At 64.1% G+C, this 15,873-nt stretch carries 16 protein-coding genes; 11 read left to right on the forward strand and 5 right to left on the reverse strand.

The genetic code is table 11. The features are described from left to right. From AS26_RS04085 to AS26_RS04100, 4 genes are all read left to right on the forward strand, one after another. The coding region (locus AS26_RS04085; protein WP_306303047.1) for an MFS transporter at nucleotides 1–1,411 on the forward strand (1,411 nt) is incomplete at its 5' end. Between the two features lie 68 nt (nucleotides 1,412–1,479). Further along, entirely contained in the window at nucleotides 1,480–3,150 is a 1,671-nt protein-coding gene (locus tag AS26_RS04090) for a bifunctional aspartate transaminase/aspartate 4-decarboxylase (protein WP_245629602.1), read from the forward strand. A gap of 169 nt (nucleotides 3,151–3,319) precedes the next feature. After that, the gene (locus AS26_RS04095) at nucleotides 3,320–4,315 is read left to right on the forward strand and encodes an FTR1 family iron permease (protein ID WP_062306397.1); all 996 of its coding nucleotides are present in this window, start codon (nucleotides 3,320–3,322) and stop codon (nucleotides 4,313–4,315) included. A 144-nt stretch (nucleotides 4,316–4,459) separates the two neighbouring features. After that, the gene (locus AS26_RS04100; protein ID WP_062306340.1) at nucleotides 4,460–5,257 is read left to right on the forward strand and encodes a Cof-type HAD-IIB family hydrolase; all 798 of its coding nucleotides are present in this window, start codon (nucleotides 4,460–4,462) and stop codon (nucleotides 5,255–5,257) included. A gap of 11 nt (nucleotides 5,258–5,268) precedes the next feature. Here AS26_RS04100 and AS26_RS04105 read toward each other — a convergent pair whose 3' ends face one another. Both AS26_RS04105 and AS26_RS04110 read right to left on the reverse strand, forming a co-directional pair. Then, a complete protein-coding gene (locus AS26_RS04105; protein ID WP_062306341.1) occupies nucleotides 5,269–6,333 on the reverse strand; it encodes a phosphodiester glycosidase family protein in 1,065 nt (354 codons plus the stop codon). A gap of 238 nt (nucleotides 6,334–6,571) precedes the next feature. After that, nucleotides 6,572–8,389 (reverse strand): M3 family oligoendopeptidase, encoded by a 1,818-nt coding sequence (locus tag AS26_RS04110; RefSeq protein WP_062306343.1) that lies wholly within the window; start codon nucleotides 8,387–8,389, stop codon nucleotides 6,572–6,574. Between the two features lie 146 nt (nucleotides 8,390–8,535). On the opposite strand from AS26_RS04110, the gene AS26_RS04115 reads away from it, so the two are divergent. The 3 genes from AS26_RS04115 (at nucleotide 8,536) to msrA (ending at nucleotide 10,121) form a co-directional block, all read left to right on the forward strand. Further along, the gene (locus tag AS26_RS04115; RefSeq protein WP_062306399.1) at nucleotides 8,536–9,132 is read left to right on the forward strand and encodes a DNA-3-methyladenine glycosylase I; all 597 of its coding nucleotides are present in this window, start codon (nucleotides 8,536–8,538) and stop codon (nucleotides 9,130–9,132) included. 100 nt (nucleotides 9,133–9,232) lie between these two features. Next, nucleotides 9,233–9,553, forward strand: coding sequence for a thioredoxin (gene trxA / locus AS26_RS04120; RefSeq protein WP_062306344.1), 321 nt, complete (start codon nucleotides 9,233–9,235; stop codon nucleotides 9,551–9,553). Nucleotides 9,554–9,569: 16 nt separating this feature from the next. Beyond that, nucleotides 9,570–10,121 carry a peptide-methionine (S)-S-oxide reductase MsrA gene (gene msrA / locus AS26_RS04125; RefSeq protein WP_062306345.1) on the forward strand — a complete coding sequence of 184 codons (552 nt, stop codon included), beginning with the start codon at nucleotides 9,570–9,572 and terminating at the stop codon, nucleotides 10,119–10,121. On the opposite strand, the gene AS26_RS04130 is transcribed toward msrA, so the two are convergent. Both AS26_RS04130 and AS26_RS04135 read right to left on the reverse strand, forming a co-directional pair. Next, nucleotides 10,093–10,935 (reverse strand): ABC transporter ATP-binding protein, encoded by an 843-nt coding sequence (locus tag AS26_RS04130; protein WP_062306346.1) that lies wholly within the window; start codon nucleotides 10,933–10,935, stop codon nucleotides 10,093–10,095. The genes msrA and AS26_RS04130 overlap by 29 nt on opposite strands. 93 nt (nucleotides 10,936–11,028) lie before the next feature. Next, nucleotides 11,029–11,562 (reverse strand): YceI family protein, encoded by a 534-nt coding sequence (locus AS26_RS04135; RefSeq protein WP_062306348.1) that lies wholly within the window; start codon nucleotides 11,560–11,562, stop codon nucleotides 11,029–11,031. A gap of 158 nt (nucleotides 11,563–11,720) precedes the next feature. On the opposite strand from AS26_RS04135, the gene AS26_RS04140 reads away from it, so the two are divergent. The 4 genes from AS26_RS04140 to AS26_RS04155 all read left to right on the forward strand — a co-directional run bounded on the left by AS26_RS04140 (nucleotide 11,721) and on the right by AS26_RS04155 (nucleotide 15,111). Beyond that, entirely contained in the window at nucleotides 11,721–12,074 is a 354-nt protein-coding gene (locus AS26_RS04140; protein ID WP_062306349.1) for a winged helix-turn-helix transcriptional regulator, read from the forward strand. Between the two features lie 97 nt (nucleotides 12,075–12,171). Further along, nucleotides 12,172–13,290 carry an N-acetylglucosamine-6-phosphate deacetylase gene (nagA, locus tag AS26_RS04145; protein ID WP_062306350.1) on the forward strand — a complete coding sequence of 373 codons (1,119 nt, stop codon included), beginning with the start codon at nucleotides 12,172–12,174 and terminating at the stop codon, nucleotides 13,288–13,290. Nucleotides 13,291–13,434: 144 nt separating this feature from the next. Continuing rightward, the gene (sat, locus tag AS26_RS04150) at nucleotides 13,435–14,595 is read left to right on the forward strand and encodes a sulfate adenylyltransferase (protein ID WP_062306353.1); all 1,161 of its coding nucleotides are present in this window, start codon (nucleotides 13,435–13,437) and stop codon (nucleotides 14,593–14,595) included. Between the two features lie 54 nt (nucleotides 14,596–14,649). Then, nucleotides 14,650–15,111: a MarR family winged helix-turn-helix transcriptional regulator gene (locus tag AS26_RS04155; protein ID WP_062306356.1), complete on the forward strand. Its 462-nt coding sequence runs from the start codon at nucleotides 14,650–14,652 to the stop codon at nucleotides 15,109–15,111. On the opposite strand, the gene AS26_RS04160 is transcribed toward AS26_RS04155, so the two are convergent. Next, nucleotides 15,078–15,812 carry a YqjF family protein gene (locus tag AS26_RS04160; RefSeq protein ID WP_062306358.1) on the reverse strand — a complete coding sequence of 245 codons (735 nt, stop codon included), beginning with the start codon at nucleotides 15,810–15,812 and terminating at the stop codon, nucleotides 15,078–15,080. The two genes, AS26_RS04155 and AS26_RS04160, sit on opposite strands and share 34 nt — an antisense overlap. Between the last annotated feature and the right edge of the window lie 61 nt (nucleotides 15,813–15,873).

Raw genomic sequence — 15,873 nt, forward strand, 5'->3', positions numbered from 1 at the left:
CGGAGGCTTGAAGCGATTCGGCAGAAGCGCCACAATGGATGGCGATCATCGACGCGACGCGGAGCGCCGCAGCCTCTTTGGGCTCGGCGCTCCCGCGCTGAACGGGGGGTTGTCGGTGGAAGCATCGGGTGCAGAGCGCGCCTTGGATCACCTTGGACGTCCGGTGTCGTGGAGGCGGACGCTTTGGACGATGTGCGCCGTGCAAGCCATCATGATGATGGCCTTTTCCAGCATGAACCCGTTTCTGGCGCTCTTCATTGGCCAGCTCGGCGTCCAGAACCCGCACGCCGTCGATCTCTGGGCCGGCGTCGTGGCGAGCGCCAACTTCTTGATGTCCGCCATCATGTCCCCGGTGTGGGGAGCTGTCGCGGATAAGCGCGGCAAAAAGCTGATGGTGATGCGCACCACGCTCGCCATCGCGCTTGCCACCAGCCTGATGGGATTGTCTCGCAACGTGTACGAGTTGCTTGGCATCCGCATGTTGCAAGGCGCGTTCAGTGGATTTTCGGCTTCGGCCAACGCGCTCGTCGCGAGCACCATTCCAGAGGAGCGGCTCGGCTTCGCCCTCGGATGGCTTTCGACGTTTGCCATGGTCGGAAGTCTCGTCGGACCTCTGTTGGGCGGCGTGCTCGTGGACGCCTTTCATCACAACTATCGCATCGTCTTCTATCTCACGGCGGCCTTCGCCACGACTGCGTTCTTCTTGACTTGGACAATGATTCGAGAACCGAAAGCATCGAGTCACGAACCGAAGGGCGCGACTCGCCGCATGGGGCTCATCGGTCAGTTCAAAGCCGTACGCGACCTCCGCTCCGTTCAGGTGATGTTCTTCGTCCTCTTCGCCGCCCAGTTTTCGGTCATGAGCGTGCAGCCGGTGCTTCCGCTCTACATCCGCCAACTCGTCGGCAGGGACCCGCAGTTGCTCGGCGTGATCGGCACGCTCTCCGGCGCCTGCTTCGCCGTCACGGGGATTGCGGATCTAATCTTTTCTCCGTTCCTCGGCAAGCGAAGCGATCGAATCGGCTACCGCAAGGTGCTGTCGATCTCGCTCGTCGGCGCCGCCCTGTGCTACATTCCGCAGGCGCTCGCGCCTAACGTCTGGGTGTTCATGCTTGGGCGGTTCCTGCTCGGCGCGTTCATCGGCGGTATTCTCCCCACCGCCAATGCGCTCGTCGGCCGCATGACGCCGAAGGAGGTGCGGGGACGCGTATACGGACTGACGGCGAGCTCCACCTTTCTCGGCAGCTTTGCCGGTCCGCTCATCGGAGGCGCCGTGTCCGCCGGGTTTGGCATTCGCGTCATGCTCGCGGCCGTCATCCTGCTCTACCTCGCCAACTTCGCCTGGGTGCGCTGGAAGGTCCCCGAATGGCAAGAGGGCCAGAACGGGCATGCGGCGCATACGGGCGCGTGAAGGCGGGCATCATGGAAAATAAATGCATACGACGGACCGTCGTCGATGGCGGGATGAGGAGGGTGGCAGTGGATCAAGCGAACGGTGAGCCGAAGGCGCTCCGCCTTCCCGAAGATGCAGCTTCCCGCCGCGCGCTGGAGAGATCCTACGAGGCGGAGAGCCCCTTCGAGCTGCGGAACGAGCTCCTGGCACTCGCGGGGCGCCACGAGGAGAAACGGGCTCGCGCCATGCTCGACGCGGGCCGCGGTAACCCCAACTGGATTGCGGCAGCTCCGCGCGACGCGTTTTGGTGCCTCGGTCAATTCGCCTTGGAGGAAGCGCGGCGCGTGTGGCAGGAGGGCGATCTCGCCGGCATGCCACACCCGGACGGGATCGGCCGGCGTTTTGACGACTTCGCGCGTCGCCACGCAGACGCCCCGGGTTGCCAAGTGCTCCTCGAATGCCTGGATGCGGCCGTGCAGCGCGGCCTGGACCGGGATGCCTTCCTGTTTGAATTGGTGGACGGCGTGACGGGCGACAACTATCCCACGCCTGACCGCATTCTTCCTGGGGTGGAACGCGTCCTCGCCCACTACCTGAGCGAGGAGATCTGTGGAGGGCGCGTCCATCCGGGCGAGTGGCAGCTTTTCGCGACAGAGGGCGCGACAGCCGCGATGTGCTACGTGTTCGACTCGCTCGCGGCCAACGAGCTCGTGCCTCCAGGCGCGAAGATTGCCGTGATGGTGCCCATTTTCCCTCCCTACGTTGAGATCCCTGCGCTCGATAGGTATCGGTTTCAGGTGGTGGAAATTCGGGCCACAGGCCGAAATGCGTCGGGTGAACCTACGTGGCAGTATCCGCCGGAGGAACTCCGCAAGCTCGCCGATCCGTCCGTGCGGGCGCTGTTTCTCGTCCATCCGTCCAATCCTCCGTCCGTCGCGCTCTGCCAAACGACGCGCGAGACCTTGGTCGATCTCGTCCGCCGCCACAACCCCGAGCTCTTGATCATCACCGACGACGTGTACGGCACATTCGTCGAAGGCTTCCGGTCGCTCGCCGCCGACCTCCCGGAAAACACGCTGCTCGTGTATTCTCTGTCGAAGCACTTTGGCGTCACGGGGTGGCGACTCGGCGTCGTCGCGATCTGCCGTCAAAACGCCTTTGACAAGCGCCTGCAGCGCTTGCCCGCTGAGGCCCGCGCACGCCTCGGCGCGCGGTATCGGATCCTCTCGCGCGAGCCGGAGAAGCTCCCTTTCATCGACCGGATGGTAGCCGACAGCCGCCAAGTCGCGCTCAACCACACCGCCGGGCTCTCGACCCCCCAGCAGGTGCAGATGGCGCTCTTCGCGTTGTACGCCTTGACGGACCGCGGCAGGCGATACAAGGCACAGGTGCGCGCCATCTGCCACAGGCGCATGGCGCGCCTTTACCACGCCCTCGGCCTTGAGATGCCTCGCCTTCCGCTCTGGGCCGAGTACTACACCGAGATCGATCTGATGGCGCTCGCGCGGGCGCGGCACGGAGATGCGTTTGTCGAGTACCTCCAAGCTGAGTACGAACCCGTGGACATCCTCTTTCGCCTCGCCGAGGCGTCCGGCATTGTGCTGCTAAACGGGGGCGGTTTTCACGCGCCTCCGTGGTCCGTGCGCGTCTCGCTTGCCAATCTGCCGGACGACGCCTATGACACCCTTGGGCGCGAGCTGGTCTCGGCCCTCGACGTGTACGCGGAGGAATGGAGGCTCGCCCGGGGCGAGGCATGACGCTGCTCGGCCTTCGCAGACAGGCGATCCGCCCGTGGGCGTCGAATCCGCGAAAAAATTTTTATGATCAAACTCTTGCGGTTAGGTGCGTCTAACTTGTAGAATACCTCCTAGAAAGTTGACTCCGGAAGTCAAGTATGCGGCGCCGCGGATCTTGGAGGTTGTGGAGATGTCCATCGCCATTCGCAATCTCGGTTGGAAGAGAGCGCTCGTGTGGGCATGTGCCGTGGTCGTCATTGTCGTTCTGATTTGGCAGGGCGTGACGGCCGGCGGCAACCCGGATCCCACGAGCCACAACATCGGGCGCGGAGCGGCCATCGTCGATACAGGCATCCTCGTCTTTCGCGAGGGGCTCGAGACCATTCTGGTACTCTCCGCCATCACGGCGAGCCTGATGCGGACCGGTCAGGGGTACTGGCGCCCCATCTCGGTAGGCGCGGGGCTCGCGTTCGCAGCGACCCTTCTCACATGGTTTGTCGTCGTCGGCATTATTGCGCTGGTGGGTCAGACGGCGCCCGAGCTGTCCATTCAGGCAGCCACCGGCCTCCTGGCCATCATCGTTCTCCTCATCGTGATGAACTGGTTTTTCCATCGAATCTATTGGACCGGGTGGATCAGCTTCCACAACCGCAAAAAGAAGGAGATCATCGATCAAGCGGAGCGAGGCGCCCAGGCCAAATCGCTCGCGTATCGAGGCCTCGTGGTGCTCGGCTTCACCTCGGTGTATCGCGAAGGATTCGAGGTCGTGTTGTTCCTGCAGAACACGCGCATGCAACTGGGCTCGGGTGTGGTGGTGATTGGCGCGGCCATTGGCCTCGCACTGACCCTCATGGTGGCCGTGCTCACGTTCTTTGCTCATCGAAAGCTGCCGTACAAGCGCATGTTGGTGTTGACGGGCGTCATGCTCGGGGTAGTATTGCTCGTGATGGTCGGCGAGCAGGTGCAGGAGATGCAGCAAGCGGGCTGGCTGCCGTCCACGCCTCTGAACCTCGGCTTGCCAGACTGGGCGGGGCTCTGGTTCTCCTTGTTCAACAATTTGCAGAGCATCGTCGCGCAGGCCCTCGCGGCGGTCATCGTCCTTGGCTCCTACTTCGGCGCGCAGTACCTGCGCGTCTGGCGCCCGCGCCGGGAGGCTGCCCGCGAGGACCAGGCCGTCTCCGAATGAGGCCCGTGTGAAGATCTTCATCCATCGCCTTGCAAGCACCCGCGTGGCACGCGCGGGTGCTTTTTGCGCGCTTCCGTTCGCGAACAACGCCCGCTAGGCTCGTTATGTTAGCATGAGGTCAGAGAGAGCTAGGAGGGAGAGGCCATGTCCATTCGCTTTGCGTTTTTTGATATCGACGGCACCCTCATCGATGATCGGCGCGAGCTTTCGCCGCGCGTCGAGGAGGCGCTCGCGGCGCTGAGGCGCCGGGGCATCGAGACGGTGATAGCCACGGGGCGGGCGCCAGACCAGCTTCGGCCAATCGCCAACCGCCTCGGATTCGATTCGTACGTCTGCTGCAACGGCGCTCTCGCTGTGTATCGCGGCGACAAGGTGCGCGCGGTCGCCGTGCCGCGGGACGTGATCGCCTCGTTCGTCCATCTCGCCGACTCGAAAGGCTATCCCGTCGTGGTTGCCGGGGAGAAGGCTTGCTACGCCAACCGCCGCGAGCACCCCGAAATCCGCGAGGCATACCGGTTCTTGGGCTTGCCGACTGAGCCCGTGTTCGATCCGGACGCGTGGAAGCGGGAAGACGTGTATCAACTGTACCTCTTCTGCAAGCCGGGACAGGAAGATCCGTTTCTCGAAACGTATCGCGGCGAGCTTCGCTTCATCCGGCCCCATCGCTTTTACCTCGACGTGTTTCCCGCGGGCGTGTCGAAAGCCACGGGTATCGACGCTATCCTGCGCCACGCAGGCTGCAGCAAGGAGGCGGCCGTGGCGTTTGGCGACAGTGAGAACGATGTCGAGATGCTCGCCTATGTGGGGATGGGCGTCGCCATGGGAAATGCCGCCGAAGCGGCCAAGCGCGCGGCGAAGCGCATCACGGCCCCCGTGGATGAGGGCGGCATCTATGCCGCGCTCGTCGATCTCGGCCTCATCGAAGGGCAGCCCGTGCCGTGATGCGCGCCGTTTCACCGCTCGACGACCACGATGGCCGTGGCGAGCGCGCGCTTGGGCGGCGTGAGGTAATGCCCCTCATACCACAGTCCCACCGATGAACCGCCGTCCAAGTTCATCGCGTCCCACAGGCCGAGCGCCTTGGCGATGGACGCCTCCTGCCACACATTCGCCTGGTGGATCGTCAAAAAGACGAGGTGGCCTGCGCGATCCGTCCCGACGACGGATCGCAGGGTCTCAGCGTCGAGAATCTCGGGATCATTGAGGCCTTCAAGCGACGGCTCGACGTCGATCCGCCCGTTCTGCACGAGCATCGGCCCGGCGCCGATGGCGTTTGGATACGCGGCAAACGGGACCGGCTTGTGGCTCGGCAGGGCCAGCACGGTGTCGGTTAGCGTGGCCGGATCGCCCACGTGAACGCGCGCGGCGATGGGCGTTTGAGCCTCGCTCGCGCCGAGTTCGATGTCGTACCCGTCGGAAGGAATGGGGGTGATGCCTCGGTGAAGGGCCGTCACTTTCCCTCCGACGACCTGCGCCACGAGGGCGCTCGGATCGCGCGTGGCCGGGCCAAAGTACGGCGTCAGCACATCTACCCGCATGGGATTCGCGCTCATCCGGTTCAGGTACCAGGGCCACATGGCGGAGGTGGAACTGGTCGGATCGTCCACGTCGAGGGACAGGGCTTCGGCCGCGCGCAACATCGTGGTCGCACCGTTCGGTCCGAAACCGAGCAGCGTGCCGCGCGCGTTGAAGACAAACGAGCCGTCCAATTCGAGGGCCCCGGCGGGGAAGTTGTCGCCGCCCGCGTCGAAAAAGGTGCCGTTGATGGCGGCAACGGCGTGATTTTGCGCGGCGATCTCGGCGAGCGACGCGGTGGTGCCCAGCCGATGGTTGGCGATGGCGGGCTTCGCCTGTACGCCCGGCGCCCGGAGGTCAATCACCAGCTCCTGCACGGCCTGACCGTCCACCGTCAGCGAACGGGCCGTGATGGGGTTCCGCAAAGCGGCGACCTGGGCGCGCGCGGGAGAGGCCACCGCGACGGTGGCAGGCGGCATGGCATCGATGTGCAGGGGAATCAACTGTTATTCTCCTTTCGCGCGTCCTGGCGGAGGATACTTAACTGCTCAACGTTTGGCGCATCTTGACCGCAAAGGGGCGCCCCGCCAAGCGGCGGCCTTCGACGCGCATCTGCGCGACGACCCGCGGGCCGATACGACGTGTGCGTCGTCGACGCCGGCGAGATCGACTCGTACTGGTTCGAGGCCGGACACTTGCAGATCATGCGCCAGCCGCGGGCTTGACGGCCTCCGCGGCTGGTCACCGCTGCAGGCGCTGGTTCGCCAATTGCAGGAACTCGTCGAGATCGCGCAGGGCGAAATCGATAGCGGTCTGCCAGAAATCAGGTTTCGTCAAGTCGGCTCCCATGTGCTTTTGCGCCAGATCTTCGACGCGCATCCGCCCCGTGTCGCGGAGCAGGTCGACGTAACGGCGGGAGAACGCCTTCCCCTCTGCGGCCGCCATAGCGTGAATGCCGGACGAGAACAGATAGCCAAACGTATACGGGAAGTTGTAGAAGGGCGTGCCGGTGATGTAGAAGTGGAGCTTCGACGCCCAGAAATGCGGGTGATACCGCCGAAGCGATCCGCGGTACGCCTCCATTTGTGCGTCGACCATCAGCTGGTTCAACCGTTCGGCGGGCACGTAACCGCGCTTGCGCTCGTCGTAAAACCGCGTCTCGAACAAAAAGCGGGCGTGGATGTTCATCATCATCGCGACGGCGCGCTGCAGCTTCTCGCTCAGTAGTTCAAGCCGTTCGCCATCGCTCGAGGCGGCGCGAATCGCGGCGTCGGAGACGATGGCCTCCGCGAACGTCGACGCCGTTTCGGCGACGTTCATGGCGTATTGCGTCGCGAGGTAGGGGAGATCGCACAGCACGTGCTGGTGGTACGCATGGCCAATCTCGTGCGCGAGCGTGGCGACATTGCCAGGTGTGCCCGAGAAGGTGACGAAGATCCGCGACACCTGGTGCACCGGAAAGCTCGTGCAGAATCCGCCCGGGCGTTTTCCCGGACGGTCTTCTGCCTCAATCCACCGGCGCTCAAAACAAGCGTCGGCGAACGCGGCCATGTCCGGGCTGAACGCGGCAAACTGCTCTGCGATGAATTGCCGGGCCTCTTCGTACGTGATGGCTCGCTGCTTGGCGCCGGATTGGAGCGGGGCGTCCACGTCGTAGAAGGACAGCTTTTCCACCCCCATCAGCCGGGCCTTCGCGTTCAAGTAGGGGAGGAGTCGCTCTTGGTTGCGCACGACCGCATCCCACATCGCCTCAAGCGTCTCTCGGGACATTCGGTTCATCTCGAGCGGCTCTTCCAACACGGAGTGCCAGCCGCGCGCCTCGTACACCTGAAGCCGAAAGCCGGCCAGGTGGTTCAGCGCCTCGGCGCAGAGGTCGGCCTCATGAGCCCAGCACGATTCCCACACGTCGAACATCCGGTCGCGATCGCGCTGGGCCGCTTGGGTCATCCGATTGGCGAGTTGGCCCATCGAAACGATCTCCCGGCGTCCCTCCGACTCGATTTCCGCGGTCATGCGGCCGACGATGGTGTCGTACAGCTCTCCCCACGCGATGTACCCGTCGGACGAGAGCCGCGCAATCAGCCGCTCCTGTTCCGCCGGCAATCGCCGCCTGGACCGCGCGATGCGCTCCTCAATCGCGAACGCGAGCGGCGCAAGCTCTGGGTCCCCCAGCAGGGCACGGATGCTGTCTTCTCCGGCCTGCTGGAGGCGCTCATCCAAAAGTGCGAGCGCGCTGGTGAGCGTGGCGCGAATCCGGTTGACCCGGGTCTGTAGCGCTTTCGCTTCGGTGTCACGCACGTCCTGCGCCGTGAGGCAGGACACAAACGCGCTCGCTTCGCGCAGGCGCATGCTGAGGTCCTGCATGGTGAGGATCACGGCCTTCAGTCCCATGTCGGGGCTCTGCATGGCGCCCGGCGTGTTCTGAAGCACCGTCGAAAACGAGGTCGCGTTGGCCTCCAAGTCGTCGAGAAAGTTTCGGAACTGAGGAGAATGGCTTCCTCCTGGGTAGAGGGACTCCAGGTCCCACCGCTGTTGTTCGCTCACGCGATCGCCTCCCATGACGGATTATACCGCTCAAGCCACTCTGCGATCTTGCTTCCAAAGGTTCTCCTCTTGTATGCGCGCATCTCCCTTGCGACATGGACGATCGCGCCAGGTTGCACCACAATGAACAAGAGGCGGATCGAACGGGGGGAAGCGTGGAGATGCGGCGCTGCAAGTGGGCGGGATCGAGAGACCTGTACGTGCGCTACCACGATGAAGAGTGGGGCGTGCCCCAGTTTGACGATGGCGTCCTGTTTGAGTTTTTGACGCTCGAGGCCGCGCAGGCGGGCCTGCAGTGGTACCTGATCTTGTCGCGCAGGGAGGCGTACCGGCGGGCGTTCGCGGATTTTCAGCCCGAGGTTGTGGCACGCTACAGTGAAGAGGACGTGGCGCGCCTCTTGGCCCCCGATTCCGGCATCATTCGCAATCGGGCGAAGGTCGAAGCGGCGATTCATAACGCGAAGGTGTTTCTGGAGGTGCAGGCTGCGCACGGATCGTTTGCGCGCTGGCTGTGGGGGTTTGTGGACGGCAGGCCGGAAGTGCACGCCTTTGCGCGCGAAGAGGAGGTCCCCGCAACCTCTCCGCTCGCGGAGCGCGTGAGCCGCGAGATGCGTTCCCTTGGTTTTCGTTTCGTGGGACCCGTGATGGTCTACGCGTATCTCCAGGCCGTCGGCGTGGTTCTGGACCACGTGGTGACATGTTTCCGCTATGAGCCACTCCGCGCTCTGGCAGAATCCCTGGGACATCACGCCCCATGACGCGGCGAGGCTCGGGGCTCCTGTGCCCGGCAGCGTTTGACCAGCGGCCCACAAAAATGGTACTATAAAAATGCAAGTAAGTACCTTGGGGGGTATTCCAATGGCCACGATGACGTTGACGGACGCCAATTTCCAACAGGCGATTCAAGGTAATAAACCCGTGCTGGTGGATTTCTGGGCGGCGTGGTGCGGGCCTTGCCGCATGATGGCGCCGGTGCTCGAGGAGTTTGCCGAGGCGCATGCGGACAAGGTGACCGTCGCCAAGCTGAACGTCGACGAGAACCCGCAGACTACCAGCCAGTTCGGCATCATGAGCATTCCGACGCTCATCCTCTTCAAAGGCGGACGCCCGGTCAAGCAGATCATCGGGTATCAGCCGAAGGAACAGCTTGAGGCTCAGCTCGCGGACGTCCTCCAGTGAGAAAGAGGCGACGCACTTGACACCTGAGGCAGAGCAGGATGTCGGCCTTGAACGGGCCACCTTCGCCGGCGGATGCTTCTGGTGCATGGTGAAGCCCTTTGACACGTGGCCGGGGGTCATCTCGGTGGTCTCCGGCTACACCGGGGGGCACGTCCCGAATCCGACTTACGAACAGGTGTGTTCCGGGACCACGGGCCACGTGGAAGCTGTGCAGATCACCTATGATCCTCGGCAAATCACGTATCAGCAGCTGCTCGATATCTTCTGGCGCCAGATCGATCCGACCGATGCCGGCGGCCAGTTTTACGATCGCGGCCCGTCCTACAAGACGGCCATCTTCTATCACACCGAAGAACAGCGGCGCCTCGCCGAGGCATCAAAAGCCGCCCTGGAGGCGTCAGGCCGCTTTCAGAAACCGATTGTGACGGAAATTCGCCCAGCGGGCCCGTTCTACCCGGCGGAGGAGTACCACCAGGACTTCTATCGCAAGCAGCCGCTTCATTACGAGCGGTACCGGCGCGCATCGGGCCGAGACGCGTTCATCGCCGCGCACTGGGGCCGGGAATGACCGCGGCCTCGGCCTTCTCGCCACCCGGGGAAACCACCGTCAAAAAGGCTCGATTGCCCTGCCAGACCGTGCGCACGGGGACGTGAAAGGTGCGGGAAAGCACGTCGTCCGTGAGCACGGCTTTTTTGTCGCCACAGGCCACCACGCGCCCGTCGTCGAGCGCGAGCACGTGCGTGATGGCGGGGATCATCTCTTCAATGTGGTGCGTGACGTACAGGAGAGCGGGGGCGTCGGGTGACATCGCCATGGCATCCAGAGCGGTCAACAGTTGTTCCCGCGCGCGCACGTCGAGCGCCGTGCACGGTTCGTCGAGGATGAGCAGCGAAGGTTTCGGCATCAGCGCTCGCGCGATGAGCACCCGCTGCTTCTCGCCCTGAGAAAGGGCGTGAAACGGGCTGTCGACGAGGTGCTCGATGCCCAGCTGGCGGGCCAATGCGTGCGCGCGCTCCCATTGTTCAGGACGCGGCTTTTCCCACAGGCCGATGGAGGAGAACGCGCCGCTGACGATCACGTCGAGCGCCTTGTCGCCCTCTGCGTCTTGTTCCACGCGCCGCAGCAGGGCGTAGCTGACCCAGCCAATCTGCCGCCGCACTTCGCGGATGTCCACGCGGCCGTACGCGTGCCCCAGCACGGACACCTGTCCGCGCGTGGGCCACTGGTAACCCGCGATGATCTGCAACAGCGAGGTCTTGCCCGAGCCGTTGAGGCCAATCAGTCCCCAGTGTTCGCCCTCGCGAATCTCGAACGACACATCATCTAGAATTTTCCGTTCATTCCGAATCCACGTCACGTTCGAAACGGAGAGAACCGCCACGTCTTCCGCCTCCTTGCTGTCTCTCTATCCTAACACAAAACCGGCCGCAGACCTAGCTGCGACCGGTCTCTTGGTTCTCTCCGCGCTGCGCATTCACTGGGCCTTCGTGGCTTGAATCTCGAGCTCAATCTTCACTTCGTCGCTCACGAGCACGCCGCCCGTCTCGAGCGCGGCGTTCCAGGTGAGACCGAAGTCCTTGCGGTTGATCTTGGCCTGCGCCGTGAAGCCTGCCACCTCTTGTCCCCACGGGTTCTTGCCCATGCCTTCGTACGTCACGTGGAAGGTGACGGGCTTTGTGACATCGCGGATGGTGAGATCGCCGGTCATGTCGTACGTGTTCGGGCCCGTCTTCACGGTCTTCGTGGCTTTGAACGTCATGTGGGGATACTTTTCCACGTCGAAGAAGTCTGCGCCGCGGAGGTGGTTGTCCCGGTTTTCGTCGCGCGTGTCAATGCTTTCGACGTCGACCGTGAAGTCGATCTCGGCCGTCGTCAGGTCCTCCGGATCCGCGATGACCGTCGCGGAGAACTTCTTGAAGTGACCACGCACCGTCGTGAACATCATGTGTTTGACGCTGAAACCAATCGTGCTGTGACTCGGATCCACATTCCAGGCTACCTTTGCCATGAGTCAACCTCCTGACCGATATCGAGATACGCCCAAGCCGAGCGCGCTTGCCTGCTCTTATTATTCATCAGTGATGAAACAATGATAAGTAGGAACATCAAAGTGCTTTGGTATACTTGAGGTAACTGAGTTACAGCGAAAGGCAGGCGTTCGTGTCGATGTCGTCCAGCCATCGCGAAGATTCGCCCTGTTCGGCTGTCTCCACCCTTCAAGTGCTGAGCGGCAAGTGGAAGTGGCTCATCCTGTATCACCTATTCGAACACCCTTCGCTGCGATTTTCCGAACTCATGCGCCGAATTCCCGGCATTACGCAGCGCGTCCTCACGAAGCAGTTGCGCGAACTGGAGGAAGAGGGCATCGTGGAGCGGACGGTGTATCCTGAGGTTCCCCCTCGGGTGGAGTACGCCATCACACCGTACGGCCAATCGCTGCGTCCCATCCTCGACCTCATGCATGCGTGGGGCCTCGAGCACTTGCGCCGCAAGGCCGAACGAGCTCACCAAGAGTCCTAGTCGCAGGGCGACGGGCCGCGGCGCCTACGGTCTACCGGCATGTGATGGCGACTGCTCATGCTTTTTGGCACACGACGAACGGCGGAGGTGGTGAGCGTTGCGCGCAGTCGTCCGAGGGCTCATCGAGGGCCAATGGAAAGACGTGATCGTCGAGGAAGGCTTCATCGCGGATGTCTGTGAAGCGGGCGTGGGCGTCATTACCGGCGCGAGGCTGGTGGACACGGCGGGGCTCTTGCTGCCGGGTTTCGTCGACGTGCACGTGCACGGGGGAGGTGGGGCGGATGTCATGGATGCCTCCATGGAGGCGTTTGAACAGATTGCGGTGACGCACGCCCGCCACGGCACGACGGCGCTCGTGTTGACGACGGTCGCCGCGTCTCGCGAGGCCACCTTGGCCGCCCTGGCCGCCTGGCGAACGCCAGGACCATGGCGAGGTGCGGACGTCTTGGGGTTTCACCTCGAGGGCCCGTTCATCCATCCCGCGAAGCGCGGGGCTCATCCCGCCGAACATCTGCGTGCGCCGTCGCCCGAGGAACTGCGGGCTTACGCCGAGGCTGGTCCGGTTCGCATGGTCACGTTGGCGCCGGAGCTTCCAGGCGCCGACGAGGTCATCCGGACCGCTCGCGAGTTCCGCATCGTCGTGTCGCTCGGCCATTCGGCGTCCACGTACGACGAGGCGATGCGGGCGTTCGATCTCGGCGCGCAAAGCGCCACCCACGTATTCAACGCCATGGACGGACTGCACCACCGGCGCCCCGGACTGGCCGCCGCGGCCCTTGACCGCGCGGACGCGATGGTGGAAATCATTCTCGACGGCGTCCACGTCCATCCCGCCATCGCGCGGCTCGCGGTGCGCGCCAAAGGGCGTCACGGGGTCATGCTCGTGACGGATGCCGTGTCCGTGGTGGACATGCCGGAGGGCCGGTACTGGTTTGCGGGTGACGAGATGGTGTACCGAGCCGGCGAGGTGAGGCGTCCAGACGGCACCCTCGCGGGCAGCGCGCTGACCATGGAACGCGCGGTGCAGGTGGGCCTCGCGCACGGCGTGTTTCTGCTCGACGACGTGCCCGACGTGGCGGCGGCAAATGCCGCGCGCCTCCTGGGCGAGCGGCGCGGGCGCATCGCGCGGGGGTATCGAGCGGACCTCGTGGCCCTCTCTGCGGATGGCGCCGTGACCCACACCCTGGTCGGCGGCCGGCTGGTGCATTGCACGTGACCGCCCTCGACGGTGCACCTCTGCCCGCCATTCGGCGGCGCCCTCGCCAAGACGCGGCCTCGGTGGTACAATGTGTATCATGTTTATCGGTTTACTTACATTATGGCGATCCGACCGAGATCGCGTGGGTTGGGAGGAGTTAGCGTGTCAGTGACGGAACGCGAACGCGGGGCGGTGCTGGAGCATCTGGTGCCGGCGCCTGAGGCGGCAGATGCGCGGCGGGCTTGGTCTGAGCTCAAGGCCGTTTCGCTTGACGAGATCGCCGTGTCCGATTTGTATCAACTCGGGATTGGCGCCTTCTCGCCGCTCGATGGGTTTGTGTCGGAGGACGATTATCACGCCGTCGTCGAGACCATGCGCCTCACGACGGGACACATCTGGTCCATTCCGGTGACGTTGCCCGTCTCGGAGGACGTGGCGCGCACGCTGCGGCTCGATGAGACGGTCGCGCTCGTCCGGCCGGACGGGGTGGTCTGCGGGCGCATGACCATCCGCCACATGTATCGGCCCAATCTGGACCACGAAGCGGAACAAGTGTACCGAACCAAGGACGTGGAGCATCCCGGCGTGCGGAGGCTGTACGAGCGCGGAGGCGTGTACCTGGGCGGTCCCGTCGAGGTCCTGCCGGACGAGCGTGAGGATGAGTTCACGCCGTACGCGTACACGCCCCGGCAGACGCGCGCCGCATTCCAGGAGCGCGGGTGGAGGACGGTGGTCGGGTTTCAGACTCGAAATCCGGTGCACCGCGCGCACGAGTATATTCAGAAGGTCGCGCTCGAGATGGTGGATGGGCTGTTTTTGAACCCGCTCGTGGGGCCCACCAAGGCGGACGACGTGCCGGCCGACGTACGCCTGCGCGCGTATCAGGTCATCCTTGAGCACTACTACCCGCGGGATCGCGTGTTTTTCGGTGTATACAAGGCCGCCATGCGGTATGCTGGCCCCCGCGAGGCGGTCATGCACGCGCTGGTCCGGCGGAATTTCGGCTGCACGCACTTCATCGTCGGGCGCGATCACGCCGGCGTGGGCAATTACTATGGCCCCTTCGACGCGCAGCGCATCTTTGACGCCTTCGATGTGGCGGAGCTCGGCATCACGCCGCTGTTTTTCGACAACGCGTTCTACTGCCGCAAATGTCAGGGCATGGCGACGGCGAAGACGTGCCCGCACGGCGACGACGATCACGTCATGCTGTCCGGCACTAAGGTGCGCCAGATGCTGCGCGAGGGCATCGCGCCGCCGCCGGAGTTCAGCCGGCCGGAGGTCGTCCAAGTTCTGATGGAGTATTACGCGAAACAGCCTTAAACTAGACGGTAGGCCCGTGAGGGCCGAGTCAAGCGAGCTTGGAGGCTTGTCGTGATGACGGATCGACCGCTCCTCAGTCTGGACGAACATTTGTGCTTCGCCGTGTACGCGTGCGCCCGTGAAACGATGCGGCTCTATCGCTCGTTTTTAGAGCCGCATGGACTCACGTTTCCCCAATACATGGTGCTGGTCGCGCTGTACGAGCTCGGCGCGTGCACGGTCAAGGCGCTTGGGGAGCGGCTTTATTTGGATTCTGGCACGCTGACTCCCTTGTTGAAGCGAATGCAGGAGAGCGGGCTTGTCGACAGGCGGCGGGACGCCGACGACGAGCGCAAGATGTGCGTATCGCTCACGGAGAAGGGGCGGGCGCTGCGCGAAGAGCTGCGCGCCGTCCCCGACTGTGTCAAGGATCAGATAGACGGCTTTCGGGACGAGGAGATTGTGGACCTGCGTGCGCGCGTGCGCACCCTGCTCGAGCGCATTCACCGGGCCAACGAACAGCTGGCGGGCGAATGAGACAGGCGGCGCACGGGCCTCGGGCAACCGATGCGGGCCGTGCGCGCCTCCGCCGAGTGGGCCATCGCCGGTTGGCCGTCGCACCCGTAAAGGCGAAGGAGGGACGCTTCTCCCGTTCGGGCCACAGCCGGCTGGATGATCCATGGCCGGTGCACCACACGGGTCTCGAACACGGCGCCCAGGGCGCGCGCGTAGAGCACATCGCGGTTGAGAAGCCAGGCCTCCACGGAATGAGGCGCGGGCTCGTACCACGGCATGTGCCCTCCGGCTCGCTGAAAGCCGAGGGACAGGGCCGGTCCGCCGCCGGCTTGGCTCACCACGCCGATGGCTAGGCGCTCCCCGTTTTCCATTGCGGCGATGTCCGCCAGCTCGAACGGCAGCGCGTAGGCGAGTTTGCCGAGCCGCGCGGGCCACACCCGGTCGGTTTCCAGGCGAAGAAACCACACCCCCGGCTTCTCACCCCTGCGGACGTACGTGCGGAGGTTCATCTGCCAGAACCGGCGCATGCCGGGGATGGGCGGCAAACCCCGCAACCGGAATGGGTCCACCGAAAACACCACCACGCTGACGTAGGCGCAGCCGTCGAACAGATCCAACTCCAAACCGGGCGGGATGTGGCGCATCACGGCGCCAGGATCGGCGCGCCAGTGCGCCATGGCTAGATTCCGCCACGTCTGCTCCACACACCATGTCTCTCGCATCGTCGCTTCTCCCTCCTTCGGTATCGTGCGCGCCGTCTCGCGGGACATCACCAGCAAGTTT

The organism is Alicyclobacillus sendaiensis NBRC 100866 (assembly GCF_001552675.1).
Taxonomy (GTDB): domain Bacteria; phylum Bacillota; class Bacilli; order Alicyclobacillales; family Alicyclobacillaceae; genus Alicyclobacillus; species Alicyclobacillus sendaiensis.

Coding starts and splice junctions, on each gene's coding strand:
- AS26_RS04140 (WP_062306349.1), top strand. CDS start 11,721: ATGTCGTCCAGCCATCGCGAAGATTCGCCCTGTTCGGCTGTCTCCACC.
- AS26_RS04115 (WP_062306399.1), top strand. CDS start 8,536: ATGCGGCGCTGCAAGTGGGCGGGATCGAGAGACCTGTACGTGCGCTAC.
- AS26_RS04160 (WP_062306358.1), bottom strand. CDS start 15,812: ATGCGAGAGACATGGTGTGTGGAGCAGACGTGGCGGAATCTAGCCATG.
- AS26_RS04095 (WP_062306397.1), top strand. CDS start 3,320: ATGTCCATCGCCATTCGCAATCTCGGTTGGAAGAGAGCGCTCGTGTGG.
- AS26_RS04110 (WP_062306343.1), bottom strand. CDS start 8,389: ATGGGAGGCGATCGCGTGAGCGAACAACAGCGGTGGGACCTGGAGTCC.
- AS26_RS04135 (WP_062306348.1), bottom strand. CDS start 11,562: ATGGCAAAGGTAGCCTGGAATGTGGATCCGAGTCACAGCACGATTGGT.
- AS26_RS04155 (WP_062306356.1), top strand. CDS start 14,650: ATGACGGATCGACCGCTCCTCAGTCTGGACGAACATTTGTGCTTCGCC.
- AS26_RS04100 (WP_062306340.1), top strand. CDS start 4,460: ATGTCCATTCGCTTTGCGTTTTTTGATATCGACGGCACCCTCATCGAT.
- trxA (WP_062306344.1), top strand. CDS start 9,233: ATGGCCACGATGACGTTGACGGACGCCAATTTCCAACAGGCGATTCAA.